The organism is Schaalia sp. lx-100, from assembly GCF_021083625.1.
Classification (GTDB): domain Bacteria; phylum Actinomycetota; class Actinomycetes; order Actinomycetales; family Actinomycetaceae; genus Pauljensenia.
Genome location: NZ_JAJNRP010000001.1, coordinates 306,052 through 322,276 on the forward strand (window position 1 = coordinate 306,052; position 16,225 = coordinate 322,276).

A 16,225-nucleotide genomic window follows, 5' to 3' on the forward strand; every position below is an offset into this window, starting at 1 on the left:
ACGTGACAGTTTTCTTTTATTTATTCTCTGCGGCAGAGCATATGTGCGCCACCTGACACGCAAAAAAGGCTCTGTGAGTTGGACTATGTGCGTTTATCGGCTATTCTTTTGTGGTTGCTTGTTTCAGCGAGGTATGTTGCAGCAGGCTGACTCACACTAGGTGAGTGAATAGGATTTTAGACCGAGGAGATATCGTGGCTGCCGTTTGTGACGTGTGCGGTAAGGGACCTGGCTTCGGCAAGAGTGTGTCGCACTCACACGTGCGCACGAACCGCCGGTGGAACCCGAATATTCAGCGCGTGCGCGCGATTGTTGAAGGCACTCCCAAGCGCCTGAACGTGTGCACCAAGTGCCTCAAGTCGGATCGGGTGACTCGTAACATCTGATCTGCGTTTTTGGCCTAGCAGAGGAAAGCTCGTCGAATTTTTCGACGAGCTTTTCATTATGTGGCACCTCGTTCGCCACTTCAGTTATTGACGTAAAAATGCGAAAAAATCGCATTTTCACACTTCTCCTTCCTTCCCCACTCAAAAGATTTAAGCATGAAATAAATCACAAAAGTTGCAGGGGGGGGGGCACGTTCTACGGTAAACACATCTGGTTTGGGGAGCATCCCGCCAGCAATACCCAAATGAAACAACACAGGAGATACAAATGACTGCTCGCACCCGAGTTGCCGCACTCACCGCGGCCGTTGCCCTCATGGGAACTTTCGCTATTCCTGCGGCCTTCGCTGCAGATGTTGACGATAACAACACCACCCCCAACTCAAATGAATTAGTTGCCGATTCACCTGTGACCGGCAACGCTGTTGTCGCTCCCGAAGCTGCCCCCGAAGGCACACCACTTCCCGGCATTGGCCCAAATACTGGCACCTTCTGTGGTGACGATGCCACCACTGCTGACTGCGGAGTAACCCACACTTCCACACCTACTCCTGCTGATCCAGTTCCTGGCGGCCGTTTAATCAACCCTGAAGTTATCGCTCCGACCATTGCCGGTGGCGTTGCCATTCCTGCTCCTACCGATGCCGAAGCAGGGCAACCGGATGCTGCCATGACGGAAACTCCCATGAACGACGCTGAGGCTCCAGCCGCTCCTGCACCTGCCGAAACAAAAGCTGAAGGAACGAAGGCTGGCCATTCCTCCATGGCTCTGGCAAAGACCGGTACAACCGCTCTGTTGGTTGGCGGCTCAACAGCTGCTCTCGTTGCCGCTGGCGCGGGCGCTTTAGTTCTTCGCCGTCGCTTCATCTGAAAATCGCTTATCGGCCAATTGAGGTGTTGCCCTTCAATTCCCGTTAAGTTCATATAGGCTCAAACGCCGGCTGGTGGCTCCTCCTTAGGCTCGGGAGGAGCCACCAGCTTTTTCATACGTGAAAATAAAATGCACCACACTGTTCCATAGAAAATCTTTGAGAACTGTACTTTCAGCTGTGTGCAAAATGATCCCAGCCGCCTATGCCTGTTACTTTTTCGCCCTCAATATAAACCCCTGCCCCTTGATCTGTATTCACTTCCCGAACCATGCCAACAGGTTTCATTCCCGCAGGGAGCGTCACATTTGGTGGAAAAATCACCAGAAGTGAATGATCTTCTCCGCCTTGCAGTACCCATCGCGTTGGATCTGTACCGCACACAGCTGCAAGATCTTTTAATGCTGAAATATACGGCTCTAATAAATGGAATGACAAATCTATACGCACATTGCTGGCTTGAGCCATACGTTGTCCGTCAATAAGAAGGCCATCAGAAATATCCATCATGGCATGTGCGCCCTTGAGAGCAGCTTCAATTCCGCTTTCCACAGGGGGCCTAGGAACACGGTAGATTGATACGGCTTCTTCAGCACTTACAGCACTGACTGCCGTATTGTCCCGTATGTGCTGTTTTTGTGTCGCTGTATTTACCTCAGCGTCCTGCGATTTGATGTCCAGTCTTTCTGCTCTGCTCAGTGCAGCAGGATCCCAATAGCCTTTGCTCAGCAAGTCCAGCCCTGCAGCCGAATATCCCAGTGTTCCTGCAACTGCCACAATGTCGCCTACCTGAGCGCCTGAACGGGTAATAATCCCATGAGGACAATAACCCATAGCTGTGACAGCGATAACGAGCGAGTCACCAGACGATAAATCGCCACCAACAACTTCAGCTCCCACGCGAGCCGTACATTCACCAAAGCCGGAAACTAAATCAACCAACCAATCCACTGATATATCCGGCGGGGTAACTAAAGAAACAACAAGGGCGCTTGCTTGTCCTCCCATAGCTGTAATGTCAGCAAGATTTTGAGCAGCCGCGCGACGACCAATGTCATGGGCCTGCGACCAGTCTGTACGAAAGTGACGGCCTTCTACAAGAACATCCGTTGTGACAATAAAATGTTTTTCAGGAGCAGCAATGACAGCGCAATCATCACCTGAACCTATATCCGTTCGTTTTCCCGGTGGAAGTACCTTGCGGAAACGCGCAATAAGCTCATTCTCATCAATATCGCGTACACGTAACACGATGTTGTCCTTCAAATACGATTCATACGAACAGTTTGTGAAGCGTAAAGGCACATAGCGGCAGCAATAGCCACATTCATTGATTCTGCATGCCCACTCATCGTGATACGAACCAATTCGTCACATGCTTCCATTTCCGCATATGACATTCCTTGTGCTTCATTACCCATCACCCATGCATGCGTGTGAGTAAGGAGTCCAGTTCCACGAATACCCTCACACATAAGATCTGTCAGATCCCTCGCCACAGCTGATCCTGAAGTTCCCAAAATACGTGCGCCCCGTTGTTTTGCGGTAATCACAGCATCATGAAAAGAAGGGAAAGAAACAACAGGAAGATGGAAAAGCGACCCGGCACTTGCTCGTATCACTTTCGGTGAAGCAATATCCACCGTTCCTCGCACTGTGAGAACCGCTTGGGCACCCATTGCATCGGATGTACGAATAATTGTCCCAACATTACCCGGATCACGTCCTTGGGCGATGATGACAAGTGTTCCACCGATTCTTATATTGTCAGGTAATTCTGATTCGATACAGTCCGGAGTCGCTGTCGCTAGGATGCCTTGTGCATCACGGCTCATCGTGTGGGCAACTTCAGGAGTCACAGGATGCACCCAACGGGTGGCTTGACAGAGGCGGGAAAAAAGTTCAGGGTCACGTTCAGCTACTTCATCAGTGATGTAAATATCACGCACCGTTGCGGGACGAAATGTTACCAATTCACGTACAGCTTGAGGACCTTCAATGAGCAATAATTGAGCGCGTGAACGCGCAGAACGCCCAACCAAACCAGCAATCTTTTTCACGCGATCAGCGTGAGGATTTGCCATGAGTGGCGGACGTTCTGCATAAGCATGCACGAGGTGCACTACCTCCTGAAAATGTCAGGCGCGAGGAGCGTTGACGTCAGCAGGCAAAGCTTTCTTTGCAACCTCAACGAGGGCATTGAAAGCGTTGATATCGTTAACGGCAAGTTCTGCCAGCATACGACGGTCAACTTCGACACCTGCTAAACCAAGGCCCTGGATAAAGCGGTTGTATGTAAGTCCCTGTGCACGAGAAGCAGCATTAATACGCTGAATCCACAGACGACGGAAGTCACCTTTACGGGCTTTACGGTCACGGTATGAATAGACAAATGAGTGAGTAACCTGCTCTTTTGCCTTGCGGTACATACGTGAACGCTGACCACGGTAGCCTGAAGCGAGTTCAAGGACTGTACGACGCTTCTTCTTGGCGTTGAGGGAACGCTTGACACGTGCCATTTCTTAACTCTCCTTTTCGCCTCAGATACCCAGCAGCGAACGTGCTTTCTTCACGTCAGCAGTTGCCAGTACTTGGTCTTTTGCCAGACGACGGGTCTTACGGCTGGACTTGTGCTCAAGAAGGTGACGCGCACCCGCTTGTTCGCGCATGATCTTACCTGAACCGGTGACGCGCAAACGCTTCTTAGCACCGGAATGGGTTTTATTCTTCGGCATGTCTCTTTCCTTACTGTTCCACAGGGAGCGGGGAGGCCAGTCCCTTTCAGGCTTGTTCCGTAGAAGCGGCCTGACGAGCCTGATCGCGGGCCGCACGTTCAGTACGCTTTGTACGTCGTTCTTCGCGTTCAGCTTGACGACGCTTACGTTGTTCACTCATAGCGTCAGCTTTACGTTTGGTCGGAGCAAGCACCATCGTCATATTGCGTCCATCCTGACGAGGCATAGACTCAACTATCGCAAGTTCACCCACTTCTTCAGCTAAACGCTGTAGTAAGCGAACACCTGCTTCAGGACGGGACTGTTCACGGCCACGGAACATAATCATGACTTTGACTTTGTCACCTTGCTGCAAGAAACGCTCAACGTGACCCTTTTTCACACCAAAATCATGATCGTCGATCTTTAAGCGGAAACGGATTTCTTTCAACTGTGTATTTGCTTGATTACGACGTGCGTCACGGGCTTTTTGCGCCGCTTCGTACTTGTATTTGCCGTAATCCATAAGTTTAGCAACCGGCGGTTTCGCGTCGGGAGCAACTTCCACAAGGTCTAACCCTGCTTCTTCAGCAAGACGCAAAGCGTTCTCTACACGGACAACGCCTACTTGCTCTCCACCGGGACCTACGAGGCGTACCTCAGGTACCCGAATCCGATCGTTAATACGAGGCTCGCTGATGAGGAGCTCCTTCCACAGTTCCGTTCCGTGCTACAAAGAAGGCCCTCGTAGCACTCAGTGCGCACGAAGGCCCGTATAGCTCACCCACGGTGACTGTACAGAACCCGATCCCCTCACTCGGTTAAACCGATATTTAAGAACCTCATAGGATTCTTAACGGGTATCAAGGTGGGAGTTTCCTCCGCTTGCACCCCAGACATACGTCCGGTTATTTACTCACATCCTAACATTACGCACTCTTATTCATCGAATCGCTTTCCTCACCTTTACGGTGGACTACCTCACAGGTCGCTACAAAGTAGCCTATCTGCCAACCTAGCTAAATACAGGAATAAACTGAACACGATCACTTGCCGCACGAAGCCGAGGACTTTGAGAACAACGCGCAATCACACGGCCCACACGGGCACGTCCCTGCGGATCATTCATAATCTGCTGGTCACACACAATACGCACATACACGCAGCCCTGCGGGCCACATTCCACCTGCACACGCTGCAACCATGAACACGGAAAAGGTTCAGCTTCAGGTAAATTTTCAGGGAGTTTTTCTGTCACATGCGCTTTTTCCACACCAGCAAGTACGTGTAGCTGTCGTAACAGTTCAGAATCTTTCCAGGCAGGCAGCCACTGATCCCCCTGCGCAAGCGCAGCCGTTGCAGGACGCGGAAGCACAACCGCTGCACCCACAGGATCAATAATTATTCGACCAGATGTTTCCACTAAAGCGGTTAAAGCAACTTTACGGGCAGCCAAAGGCATAGGACGAGCCTGCGGGCAATCCGCATATAACTGCTCGACACTGGTATATACAGCCAAAGCTGGTCCATCTGGTGTCTGACGGCGCACCCACCCAACTCGCTTATATTCATTTTCTTCACCAGCATGGACATCCGGATGAGAGTCTTTCAGCATTCCATCGAAGTTTTCTTCCTGAAAGCTCGTCTCATCATTTTTCAACGGGAAAATCGCCTGCTCATGAATGCTTTCCCCTTCTGTCACACAATCCGTATCAGCACTGTCAGCCCGCACAAGTTCCTGTAACTTTTTCTCTCCTGACAACACTTCCACCTGAACAGGAACAATTACACGTTCAAGACTCAGAGCCTCAACAAGTGCTTCTAAACGCTGCGCACCCCAATCACTATCCGTAGGAATACTCAAGGCTGCCGCAGTCAAAGGGAAAGTATCCCCCCGATCAGAACGATCCACGCCACGAATATGTATGCGAGAACGCAGTTTCTTTCTCTGTTCTTCAGTTAAAGCAACCGAATTTTCCTGCCCATCATGCGTAAAAGAGGAGCGGCTTTTATCACTCATTCCGCGCACTCTCCACGCGCAACCTTATAAGCTTCCTCCAAAGTAAAAGCACCCGAATATAAGGCTTTACCTATGATTGCTCCCTCAACGCCACAGGACACAAGCGCGCGCAAAACAGCAATATCAGCAAGCGAAGACACCCCTCCTGAAGCCACCACTGGCCGAGAAGTCACCTCGCACACCCGTTCAAGTAAAGCCACATTAGGCCCATTCAACATCCCATCACGAGTCACATCAGTGAGCACATAACGTGCGCACCCTGCCTCATCTAAACGAGCCAACGTCTCCCACAAATTTCCGCCATCTTTTGTCCAACCGCGAGCTGACAGGGTTTCACCACGCACATCCAAACCCACAGCAACACGATCACCGTATTGCTCAATAATTTTTTCAGTCCACTCAGGATTTTCTAAAGCAGCGGTCCCTAAATTCACTCGATGAGCACCCGAAGCCAAAGCGGATTCCAATGAGGCGTCATCACGGATACCACCGGACAACTCCACGCAGATAGGTAAGCGAGCAGTTATTTCTTGCAAAAGTTTCGCGTTAGAACCCCGACCAAAAGCAGCATCTAAATCAACAAGATGCAGCCATTGCGCACCCGCTGCAACAAAAGATTCAGCAACTTCCAGAGGATGACCATAGGCCGTTTCAGTTCCAGCCTCGCCTTGCCTTAAACGCACTGCTTGACCATTTACTACATCTACCGCTGGCAATAGCACTAATTCGGAAATCATATTCATTCCTTTCTTTTGCAACGCACACCGGCAGAAAGATATGCGTATATATTTTTTACACACCCTGCAATAGAGGCGTATTTCCCTTCCAGCTTTACAGCATTTTTACCCAGTTTTCCAGCAAAGTCAGACCGGCCTCACCAGATTTTTCCGGATGGAATTGCGTACCACACAATGGACCGTTTTCAACTGCCGCGACAAAACGACTAGAGCCATGCTCAGCCCATGTGGTCAGCGGTAAAGCTGTTGGTCCCTTAGTCATCAACTGAGCAGGATCGCACATAGCCGCATAAGAATGCACAAAATAAAAACGCTGATCTTCCACACCTGCGAATAAGTGCGATCCCTGTGGAACTTCCACATGCGTCCACCCCATATGTGGAACAACTGGAGCCTTTAATAACGACACGTGCCCCGGCCACTGGCCTAAACCTTCACAATCACCTTTTTCAGCAGATCCTTCAAAAAGCACCTGCTCGCCCACGCAGATCCCCAGTACAGGACGGCCTCCAGCTAAACGCATATCGATCAGACGAGGTGCATCTACAGCCCGTAATTGCTGCATCACTGCTGCAAAAGCTCCCACACCTGGCAAAAGCATACCGTCAGCTTGCAGTACCTTTTCTGACGTGGCAGTTAATTCAACCTCAGCACCCACACGGCTTAAAGCGCGGCACGCGGAACGCACATTACCGGAACCATAATCCAAAACAACAACCGTGGGACGCTGTGACATTATTTTTTCCTTAACCATCCAAAAGGTCCCGGACGACGCCGATGCGAACCGTCACTGGAAATAGTGTCATCATAATCTGAAGGCTTAGTCCTCCCCAGCAGTAAATCTTCGGCCGCTTGGGGCATAGAACCTAATAACAAGCCTGCAGGAATTTCTTCTTCAGGAGCACCCTGCACATAACGGCGAGCGCTGATACGCCCAGAAACCCCCGTCTCAACACCGTCACCTTCCACCAGCCACGACATCAGTGCAACCGCGCCGTATTTCGATAAACGCGAAATAACTCGCGCCGTTTCATCAACTTCTTGCGGCATAGCACGAGTATCTGTCAGCAGCGCATCCAGTTCTTCTTCATCTGTTGGTTGAGTTTCAACCGGCAGCCACACAGCAGTCCACGGTTTTAAGCGGACGACTGTGGCACGTAGGCCCGCAAAAGACAATAAGGAGTGCAGAGCCTGCGGGGACGGTAACGGGGCAAGCACCAGTGCTACTGATAATCGGCCTCCGTCAAGGTGTAAGCCTTCATCAACTGGAGTGTCCAGTAAATCCTCTTGCCCTAAATGCGCTACGAGGTCACGAAATTGAGCATCAATATCTTCTTCAGAGCTCATGCGCCCTCCTTATATGCTCTCAGGATTATTCCAGACAAACCGACCACAGTATTTTACGATGTTCTCTCACAGGCTGTGACATAGGCGCGTTGCCTTTCACTGTGTACTTGTAGCAACACCCTTACCCTACAGGTCACAAACGATGAGCGTAAGCAGGTCACTGCGTATCCATCTGTGAAGGATCAGGAATGAAGATTCTTTGAGGATCCTTACAAAGCTCCTTTAGTAGAGGGAATACCGCTCACCCGCGGGTCCTCTTCCACAGCGACTCGCAAGGCTCGGGCGAATGCTTTGAATTGCGCTTCCACAATATGATGTGGATCTCGCCCAGCCAGTACATTCACATGCAAACAAATCCCTGAGTTATAAGTGAAAGACTCAAAGAAATGCCTTGTCAAAGATCCTGTGAAATGACCGCCAATTAAATGGTATTCCTGTCCCGCTGGCTCACCTTCATGAACAAGATAGGCGCGCCCTGCCACATCGACGACAGCCCGCGCAAGGGCCTCATCTAAAGGCACAGTTGCATCAGCGAAACGACGAATACCGCGCTTGTCTCCTAATGCTTTTTTCAATGCACTTCCTAGACAAATGGCGGTGTCTTCGACCGTGTGGTGCACATCTACGTCTATGTCCCCTTCTGCTCGGATATGCATATCAATCAGGGAGTGTTTCGCTAAAGCGGTGAGCATATGGTCGTAGAAAGGCACACCCGTTGAAATATCTGACTTTCCTGTTCCATCTAAGTGAATTTCGAGGTGAATGGACGATTCTGTGGTGGTGCGATCAATGACGGCGCTTCGGTGAGTTATTTCTTGAATATCCACGGTTTTCCTCCTGCAGGTGAATTTTGAGTTACACAACCAGTCATGGCAAAACCTCCAGTAGAGCAGACTGAAAGCGAGTATTTTCTGCGGGTGTTCCCACGCTGACACGTAGCCATCCTTCAGGACCAATCGCACGGATGAGCACGCCTCGTTCCACTAAGGCGCGAAAAATAGCGTCCCTGTCGTCAAATCGACCAAAAAGCACAAAGTTTGCATCAGATTCAGCGACTTTACAGCCTTGTTCAACTAGCCACTGCGCCATGGCATCACGATCAGCCCGTATTGCAGCAACCTGTGACATAAGTTCATCTGCGTGTTTTATTGCGACCAGCGCTACCGCCTGCGTGACTGCGGACAAGTGATAAGGCAAACGGATCAACAGAATCTGTTCAAGGACCTCAGGATGAGCAACCATGTACCCTAAACGCAGACCTGCCATTGCGAAGGCTTTTGACATGGTTCGCGTGACAATAAGGTGCGGGTGTGCGCCGTGAAGTTCAAGTGCTGAGGGCATGCCTACGCGACGAAATTCCGCATATGCCTCATCAATAACAACTAGAGTCGCACTGCGTTTTCCCTCGATCAGTGGCCCTGTATCACGCGCCGCTTCAAGCAGCTGAGCGATGTCTGCCAGTGGGAGCGCTGTTCCTGTTGGATTATTTGGGCTTGCGATGATAACGACTGCTGGATTTTCCTGGCGCATCGTGCGAATTGCTGCGTCTATATCCAATGTGAAATCTGAGCGACGCGGAGTGCTAACCCAACGAGTATGTGTGTCTCTCGCATATTCGTGGTACATCGAATATGTAGGCGTGAATGACAGGACCGAGCGATCGGGGCCACCAAATGCTTGGAGGATGTGCAGCATGATTTCATTGGAACCATTTGCAGCCCATATTTTCTCTGTACTCACTTGAACATGCGATTCTGCCCTCAAGTAGTCTGCGAGTGCGGCACGAAGCGGCCAAAAGTCACGGTCAGGGTAACGGTTCAGCCCTGCTGCTGTTTGTGAGAGCGCCTGCGCGATATCCGCGATGATGTGTTCAGAAGGCGAGTAAGGGTTTTCGTTCACGTTCAGGCATACGGGAATATCAAGTTGAGGTGCGCCGTATGGGGAAAGACCTGCTAGGTCTGCTCGTAGCGGCAAGGTTATGCTCATATTATTTGCCTATCTTTTGTCGTTCATATGCTGTGTCCCTTGGTGGATAGTTCACGTTTTTCTGCGTATTAACGAGGGGTTTCGCCATTTGCCGCACTTCACGGTAAGTTTCGACGACGAATGTCGGCGGCGAATCCGTGTGCGGGCAGGTTTTCTGCGTGAGCGAGGGTGATTAAGTGGTCGCTTACTTGGCTCAGAGCTTCTTGCGTGTATTCAACAACTTGTTGGCTGCGTAGGTATTGCATGACGTTAAGTCCGGAGGCAAATCGTGCAGTTCCTCCTGTGGGGAGCACGTGGTTGGAGCCTGCAAGGTAGTCTCCGAGCGGTACGGGAGTGTAGGAGCCAACAAATATGGCCCCCGCATTGTGTACACGTAAAGCAACCTCATTCGCGTGTTCTGTGTGGATTTCTAAGTGTTCGGGGGCGTATGCATCGACTACGTGCAGTCCTTGTTCTATGTCATCGACGATGATAATTCCTGATTGAGGGCCGGCTAGTGCGGTGAGTATACGTTCTGTATGTCGTGTTTCCTTGGCATATTCGACGACGAGGTGTTGGATTTTTTCAGCGAGCTTCACACTTGAGGTGATGAGAACGGAGGCAGCGGCTGGATCGTGTTCTGCTTGGCTGATAAGGTCAGCGGCTACATAACGTGGGTCTGCGGTGTCATCTGCCAAAATAGCGATTTCGGTAGTTCCAGCTTCTGCGTCGATACCGATTGTTCCTTGGAGTGCGCGTTTAGCTGCTGCGACGTAGATATTTCCTGGGCCTGTGACGACGTCAACTGGCTCAAGCGTGTCATGACCGTCGGTTATTCCGTAGGCGAATGCAGCGATTGCTTGTGCGCCTCCTATCGCCCAGACTTCATTTATCCCCAGCAGGGCGCAAGCTGCAAGGATAGTGGGGTGTGGTAGGCCTTCGTATTCTTTTTGTGGGGGTGAAGCGATGGCTAGGCTTGGTACTCCGGCTACTTGCGCACAGACGGCATTCATTACTACTGATGACGGGTAGACCGCAAGGCCTCCTGGTACGTATAGACCTACTCGTTGAACAGGAAGCCATCGTTGTGTGATGCTTCCGCCGGTAATGATCTGGGTTGTCCGTTCCTGTGGAAGTTGCTGCGTATGGCCAAGGCGCGCAGCTTCGATAGATGTTTCTAATGCCGCACGTATATTTGGGTCAAGATTTTCAAGGGCTAAAGTGATCTTTTTTTGAGGAATGCGCAGATATGGGGGACGAATCTGGTCGTATTTTTCAGCGAGCGCATATAAAGCTTCAGCTCCGCGACTACGTACCTGGTCAATGAGGGGTTGTACTTGGAGGGTTGCGCGTGTGGTATCAAGGCTTGCGCGCGGTAGTATGCGGCGCAGCTCGGAGGTTGTCAGCACTTTTCCACGCAAATCAGTACGTTCCATAAAAATAGCTTAGGTTGTTCACCGAGTTGTGGTCGCATATTCTCGTGGCTCGGACATAGGCGCTGTGGTGTTGTGCGTACAATTTATTTATGGGAAGGAGCCGGTGATGTCAGATATTCAGGTTATTCATGTGCAGGATGTGATTCGTTTAGGCCAGTTTCTGAAATTAGCCAATATGGTTGAAAATGGCGCAATGGCACGTGACCTTATTCAAGGTGGCGATGTGTATGTCAATGGCGCGGTTGAAACTCGTCGTGGTTTTCAGTTGCCTGATCTCGCGGTTGTAGAAGTGGACTCACCGTGGGGCACACAAAGCGCTCAGGTGGCATATTCTCGTTAAGATTTTACTTACCTATCGCACTCAGAATACAAAAAATTCATCCTAACAATAAATTCTCATATTGTTTACACATGTATTTTCTATAGCCGAATCGTGACTCTAAGGAACTAGGTTCAATCTTAAAACGGCAGTGAATTTCTCTTCTTTTTCCTCTTTATCCACAGGTTATTGACACGTGCAGCGCCTTCTGTCACGATCACATGAATACACCAAAGTTGTTGTAGTAGGAGGAGAATACGTGCCACTCTCATTATTTTTATCTCGATAAGTACAGCTTTTCCTTGGGTTGTTATCAGCTCAACGTCCTAGGGCTTTTCTGCACTACGCGTCTTGCACACATACGTCATGCCCTTGTTCCCGCAGGAAGGTCCTTTTCTTTCTTCAGTATCGAAGCCACATTTTTATTGAGTTTTCGTATTTTCTGAATCTCATGACCACAAAACGTAGATGGGTAACAGGCTACCCATCTCTTTCATTTTATCAATCGACATAAAGGAGGCCCGCAAATGTCTCACTTCACTCATATTCCGCCTGAAAATTCATCATCTCAATTTCATTCGCAGAAGAAAACAGCTCATCGACGTTGTATACGGTGGGAAGGTCAGGGAACATACTCATCACGTGCTTTTCGACGTCCCCCACCTGTTCGAATAGCAGATTCTTCTTCCTCTCATACAGAGGAAATCCCTACCGCTAAACATTGGGCAGAACATCTTTCACGAGGGATCGTTGAGGTTCTTTCTGGGATACGCCCCGTTGAACAACTGCAACGTTGCGTTTGTCCGCCACTGTATGACTATCTGCATCAATTAGCTCCGCATCATAAAACACGCACTCGACACCGATTATGCAAGGTTTCCTCTGTACGCACATGTGAGCCTCGTGAAGATGTCGTCGAAGCGACATGTATTGTTACGCATCGGTCATCAACGCGGGTCGTTGCTTTGCGTTTAGAAAAACTTGAAGGGAGATGGATAGCAACAGCTCTTGATATTGTGTGATACTCCCTGCAAGAAATCAGCAGGTATCTCATCCCACAGCAACTCTTTATGGTGGGCGATGCGTGCCTGCTTCGGTTCATTCAATCACGCAAGGGAAATGCCCGATAGTCCACACTATCGGGCATTCAAAGTCTCACAGGTCAGGCGTTTGGACGCTTGCCGTGGTTCGCGCCATTCTTACGACGATCGCGGCGCTTGCGGCCTCTCTTTGACATCTTTTTCTCCTTGCAAGTACGTGAACGCAACCCTGACAGTTTGCCATACTCTGAGGCGCATAACCAAGTGGATACCTGAATGCGGGACGCATAACACATGAGAAAGAATAAAATCTGCTTCGCATATGCATTATAAAGACTGGAAAAGATAGCCATTTGAGCCAGAAAATTAGACAATAGACTTATGAATCTGATTCGTATGATTGCTCGCCCTCTTTTAGCAGCTCCTTTCATTGTTGAAGGCTGGTCAGCGCTGCACTCTCCTTGCGACCACGTTGCTCGCATAAAAGCCGCGGGAATCAACACGGATAACGTGCCTTATATCGGGCAGGTCAGCGATTCCACATGTGAAGTCCTTACACGCGCAATGGGCGCAATAACGCTCACAAGCGCCCTCGCTTTATCATGCGGTAAAGCACCTCGTAGTGCCGCCGCTGTTCTGGCAACCGTCGCCGTACCTGTTGCTTTTATTAATGCTCCCGTCTGGACAGCACAAACATCACAGGAACGCGCACAATACGCTTGTGAGCTGCGTTTACGTGGGGCTTTAGCGGCCGCTATGCTTCTTGCCAGCGTTGATCGAAAAGGACGTCCCTCCGCCTTATGGCATATGACTCACATGGGGACATTACGTGGCATAGGAAACCGTCTTGCTCTTTCTTCGAGCAGGTCAGAAAGTGGGCAGCAGTGACGGATCATTCCGTTCCTTTTTTCCCCGTATGGAACGCTCCTTATGCGCACGGCCCAATAGACGCATGTATAGAAATTCCTGGTTCTAAGTCGCTCACGGTACGTGCTCTGTTACTTGCAGCTCTGGCAGATCGTCCCAGTATTATTCATGGGGTCCTTGACAGTCGTGACACTTCCTTATTTGCCGAGGGCCTGCGTGTTTTAGGCGCACAAATCACCCCATATGCTTCAGATTCTTTACGTGTTACGCCTTTACCTCCTTTCCCACACGCCCAGCAGCGCTCACCTCACACACTGAATATCATGTGTGGTTTAGCTGGAACTGTTATGCGTTTTTTGCCACCTATTGCAGCTTTAACTGGCCGTCCCGTACATTTTGACGGGGATGAAGCAGCACGCCGACGGCCTTTAGGACCGTTACTTGATTCTTTGGAATCTTTAGGCGCACATATTGAATATGAAGGTAAGCGAGGTTTCTTACCTTTCACTATCTGCGGTCCTTTACGTGCGCCTTCCTCAGGCATCGTTGAAGTTGATGCTTCATCATCATCTCAATTTTTCTCTGCACTCCTTATGTTGGCTCCTTTATTAGAAGCTCCTGTGCAAATACATTCAGTTGGGCCGGTTGTTTCGCTCCCCCATATCCATATGACTGTAGAGGCACTGCATCAACGCGGCATTGCTATAGATTGCCGAACCAATGATTTAGGTGCTGCCGTTTGCCGTGTGCAACCGTGTCGTCCACGAGGACAAGATACGCATATTGAACCTGACTTATCGAATGCTGGTCCTTTTCTTGCCTTGGCTCATATAACTGGCGGGCGTGTCGTTATCCCCCATTGGCCTTCCTTCACCACGCAAGCTGGTGATGCGTGGCGCAGTATTTTGCCGCGTTTAGGTGCGCGCGTATCTTTCACAGATGAGGGCTTGGCTTTGCAGGGTCCGGGCGCTGGAGAGTATGACGGGTTTGAGGGTGATTTTTCCGATGTGGGCGAGTTGATTCCAACTCTGGTTGCAATTATGCTTTTTGCGCGTACTCGTTCCGTTCTGCGCGGTATCGCCCATTTGCGGGGGCATGAAACGAATCGTTTGGCCGCCCTTGTCGAGCAAATATGTGCTCTCGGCGGGAAAGCGCAAGAGACTGATGATGGTCTTGTCATTTATCCGACTTCCCTGCACCCCACTCAGATGGCAACATATGAGGATCATCGAATGGCTACATTCGCCGCGATTGTGGGGGCTGTTGTTAGGGGGGTCAGTGTTGAAAATATTGCGACGACTTCAAAAACATTACCGGATTTCCCGCAGCTATGGACTCGCGCTGTGATGACAGCTTCACCGCAATCTCAGGATTTTTCTGCCGTAGATAAAATTACCCTCACTGGCACATTTTCTTCATCGAAAGAACAACTATGAGGCGTGATATTGGAACTGATGACCCGCGCGTGCGTGTACGCCCTCAATCTTCTTCGCGTCCTCGTACGAAAAATCGGCCTGACTGGTCGCAAAAACCTTTGGGACAGGTAATAGCAATTGACCGTGGTCGTTATAGCGTTATTTGTCAGGGTACAGGCAATCGTATTTTAGCTGTGCGCGCACGCGAGCTTGGGCGTGGCAGCGTTATTATGGGTGATTTTGTTCGTTTAACAGGTGATTTATCTGGCCGCCCAGATACTTTAGGCCGTATTGTCGCCGTTGAAGATCGCCGTAATGTCCTTCGCAGATCTTTAGAAGATGCTCCCGACCAGCGGGGAGAAAAAGCAATAGTTGCTCACGCTGACCTCATGGTTATTGTGACAGCTTTAGCTGATCCGCCACCGCGCACAGGGATGATTGATCGTTGTCTTGTTGCTGCTTATGAGGCGGGTATGGGCGCTATTTTGTGCCTCACAAAAGCAGATCTTGGTGATCCTGATGAGCTTCGCCGTTTGTATGCTGATTTTGATGTTGATATTGTGGTAACTTCGTGCGGTTCTGCTGATATGGTTCCTGCAGGAATTGATGATGTGCGCCGCTTGTTGGCAGGTCATTTTTCTGTTCTTGTCGGCCATTCAGGGGTTGGTAAATCCACGTTAATTAATGCTTTGGTTCCGCAGGCTGGTCGCACTGTCGGACATGTTAATGAGGTTACTGGGCGTGGCCGTCACACTTCGACTTCTTCTGAGGCTTTTGAACTGCCTGAAGGTGGGTGGATTGTTGATACCCCTGGGGTGCGTTCTTTTGGTTTAGGACATGTGAGTGTGGAGGATGTGCTCGGTGTTTTCCCGGATGCAGCTCAAGCAACAACATGGTGTTTGCCTTTGTGTACGCATTTGGATTCTGAGCCTTCGTGTGCATTAGATTCCTGGAAGCAAGCAGTTGGGCCCTTTGCTGTTTCTTCTGTTCTTACTGAGGCAGAAAAAGCATCACGTTCTCACCTTGTCGTATCTGTTCGTCGTCTTTTAGAAGCTGTTATTCATGCGCAAACTATTTCCCACGTATCACGTTCACGAACGTGACCTTCTT

20 protein-coding genes are annotated in these 16,225 nt (G+C 50.1%); 7 read left to right on the plus strand and 13 right to left on the minus strand.

Features of this window, described 5'->3' with window-relative positions:
• The first annotated feature begins 194 nt into the window (after positions 1-194).
• Together rpmB and LRP54_RS01295 are read left to right on the plus strand one after the other, a co-directional pair.
• Entirely contained in the window at positions 195-386 is a 192-nt protein-coding gene (gene rpmB, locus LRP54_RS01290; RefSeq protein WP_231205561.1) for a 50S ribosomal protein L28, read from the plus strand.
• 268 nt (positions 387-654) lie between these two features.
• On the plus strand, positions 655-1,257 hold the full coding sequence (locus LRP54_RS01295; RefSeq protein WP_231234666.1) for a hypothetical protein: 603 nt from the start codon (positions 655-657) through the stop codon (positions 1,255-1,257).
• A gap of 172 nt (positions 1,258-1,429) precedes the next feature.
• On the opposite strand, the gene LRP54_RS01300 is transcribed toward LRP54_RS01295, so the two are convergent.
• The 12 genes from LRP54_RS01300 to hisD all read right to left on the minus strand — a co-directional run bounded on the left by LRP54_RS01300 (position 1,430) and on the right by hisD (position 11,474).
• Positions 1,430-2,521 carry a thiamine-phosphate kinase gene (locus tag LRP54_RS01300; protein ID WP_231234667.1) on the minus strand — a complete coding sequence of 364 codons (1,092 nt, stop codon included), beginning with the start codon at positions 2,519-2,521 and terminating at the stop codon, positions 1,430-1,432.
• Positions 2,518-3,369, minus strand: a complete 852-nt coding sequence (locus LRP54_RS01305) for a TrmH family RNA methyltransferase (protein ID WP_231234668.1) — start codon at positions 3,367-3,369, stop codon at positions 2,518-2,520. The genes LRP54_RS01300 and LRP54_RS01305 overlap by 4 nt, the downstream gene beginning before the upstream one ends.
• Positions 3,370-3,393: 24 nt before the next feature.
• Positions 3,394-3,774 (minus strand): 50S ribosomal protein L20, encoded by a 381-nt coding sequence (rplT, locus tag LRP54_RS01310; protein ID WP_231205524.1) that lies wholly within the window; start codon positions 3,772-3,774, stop codon positions 3,394-3,396.
• A 21-nt stretch (positions 3,775-3,795) separates the two neighbouring features.
• On the minus strand, positions 3,796-3,990 hold the full coding sequence (gene rpmI, locus LRP54_RS01315; protein ID WP_231205525.1) for a 50S ribosomal protein L35: 195 nt from the start codon (positions 3,988-3,990) through the stop codon (positions 3,796-3,798).
• Between the two features lie 46 nt (positions 3,991-4,036).
• Positions 4,037-4,687: a translation initiation factor IF-3 gene (gene infC, locus LRP54_RS01320; RefSeq protein WP_231205563.1), complete on the minus strand. Its 651-nt coding sequence runs from the start codon at positions 4,685-4,687 to the stop codon at positions 4,037-4,039.
• 297 nt (positions 4,688-4,984) lie between these two features.
• Positions 4,985-5,989 (minus strand): SseB family protein, encoded by a 1,005-nt coding sequence (locus LRP54_RS01325; protein WP_231205526.1) that lies wholly within the window; start codon positions 5,987-5,989, stop codon positions 4,985-4,987.
• Complete coding sequence (gene priA, locus LRP54_RS01330) at positions 5,986-6,726, minus strand: bifunctional 1-(5-phosphoribosyl)-5-((5-phosphoribosylamino)methylideneamino)imidazole-4-carboxamide isomerase/phosphoribosylanthranilate isomerase PriA (protein ID WP_231234669.1); 741 nt, start codon at positions 6,724-6,726, stop codon at positions 5,986-5,988. The genes LRP54_RS01325 and priA overlap by 4 nt, the downstream gene beginning before the upstream one ends.
• A gap of 94 nt (positions 6,727-6,820) precedes the next feature.
• Positions 6,821-7,462 (minus strand): imidazole glycerol phosphate synthase subunit HisH, encoded by a 642-nt coding sequence (gene hisH, locus LRP54_RS01335; protein ID WP_231234670.1) that lies wholly within the window; start codon positions 7,460-7,462, stop codon positions 6,821-6,823.
• The gene (locus LRP54_RS01340; protein ID WP_231205529.1) at positions 7,462-8,073 is read right to left on the minus strand and encodes a hypothetical protein; all 612 of its coding nucleotides are present in this window, start codon (positions 8,071-8,073) and stop codon (positions 7,462-7,464) included. The genes hisH and LRP54_RS01340 overlap by 1 nt, the downstream gene beginning before the upstream one ends.
• 209 nt (positions 8,074-8,282) lie before the next feature.
• The gene (gene hisB / locus LRP54_RS01345; protein ID WP_442984579.1) at positions 8,283-8,894 is read right to left on the minus strand and encodes an imidazoleglycerol-phosphate dehydratase HisB; all 612 of its coding nucleotides are present in this window, start codon (positions 8,892-8,894) and stop codon (positions 8,283-8,285) included.
• A gap of 46 nt (positions 8,895-8,940) precedes the next feature.
• Positions 8,941-10,059: a histidinol-phosphate transaminase gene (locus LRP54_RS01350; RefSeq protein WP_231234671.1), complete on the minus strand. Its 1,119-nt coding sequence runs from the start codon at positions 10,057-10,059 to the stop codon at positions 8,941-8,943.
• A gap of 98 nt (positions 10,060-10,157) precedes the next feature.
• The gene (gene hisD, locus LRP54_RS01355; protein WP_231234672.1) at positions 10,158-11,474 is read right to left on the minus strand and encodes a histidinol dehydrogenase; all 1,317 of its coding nucleotides are present in this window, start codon (positions 11,472-11,474) and stop codon (positions 10,158-10,160) included.
• A 106-nt stretch (positions 11,475-11,580) separates the two neighbouring features.
• Here hisD and LRP54_RS01360 point away from each other — a divergent pair, with 106 nt between their 5' ends.
• Together LRP54_RS01360 and LRP54_RS01365 are read left to right on the plus strand one after the other, a co-directional pair.
• Positions 11,581-11,814, plus strand: a complete 234-nt coding sequence (locus LRP54_RS01360; protein ID WP_231205533.1) for an RNA-binding S4 domain-containing protein — start codon at positions 11,581-11,583, stop codon at positions 11,812-11,814.
• A 506-nt stretch (positions 11,815-12,320) separates the two neighbouring features.
• On the plus strand, positions 12,321-12,815 hold the full coding sequence (locus tag LRP54_RS01365) for an Rv3235 family protein (protein ID WP_231205534.1): 495 nt from the start codon (positions 12,321-12,323) through the stop codon (positions 12,813-12,815).
• Between the two features lie 140 nt (positions 12,816-12,955).
• Here the strand turns inward: LRP54_RS01365 and LRP54_RS08505 are convergent, their stop codons facing one another.
• Positions 12,956-13,030: a 50S ribosomal protein bL37 gene (locus LRP54_RS08505; protein ID WP_370465157.1), complete on the minus strand. Its 75-nt coding sequence runs from the start codon at positions 13,028-13,030 to the stop codon at positions 12,956-12,958.
• A gap of 184 nt (positions 13,031-13,214) precedes the next feature.
• Here LRP54_RS08505 and LRP54_RS01370 point away from each other — a divergent pair, with 184 nt between their 5' ends.
• Genes LRP54_RS01370 through rsgA form a run of 3 tightly spaced genes read left to right on the plus strand, consistent with a single transcriptional unit; the run spans position 13,215 to position 16,218 of the window.
• Positions 13,215-13,721, plus strand: coding sequence for a DoxX family membrane protein (locus LRP54_RS01370; protein ID WP_231205535.1), 507 nt, complete (start codon positions 13,215-13,217; stop codon positions 13,719-13,721).
• Positions 13,718-15,136 (plus strand): 3-phosphoshikimate 1-carboxyvinyltransferase, encoded by a 1,419-nt coding sequence (gene aroA, locus LRP54_RS01375; RefSeq protein ID WP_231234673.1) that lies wholly within the window; start codon positions 13,718-13,720, stop codon positions 15,134-15,136. Before LRP54_RS01370 ends, aroA begins: the two co-directional genes overlap by 4 nt.
• A complete protein-coding gene (rsgA, locus tag LRP54_RS01380) occupies positions 15,133-16,218 on the plus strand; it encodes a ribosome small subunit-dependent GTPase A (protein WP_231234674.1) in 1,086 nt (361 codons plus the stop codon). Before aroA ends, rsgA begins: the two co-directional genes overlap by 4 nt.
• Positions 16,219-16,225 lie beyond the last annotated feature (7 nt).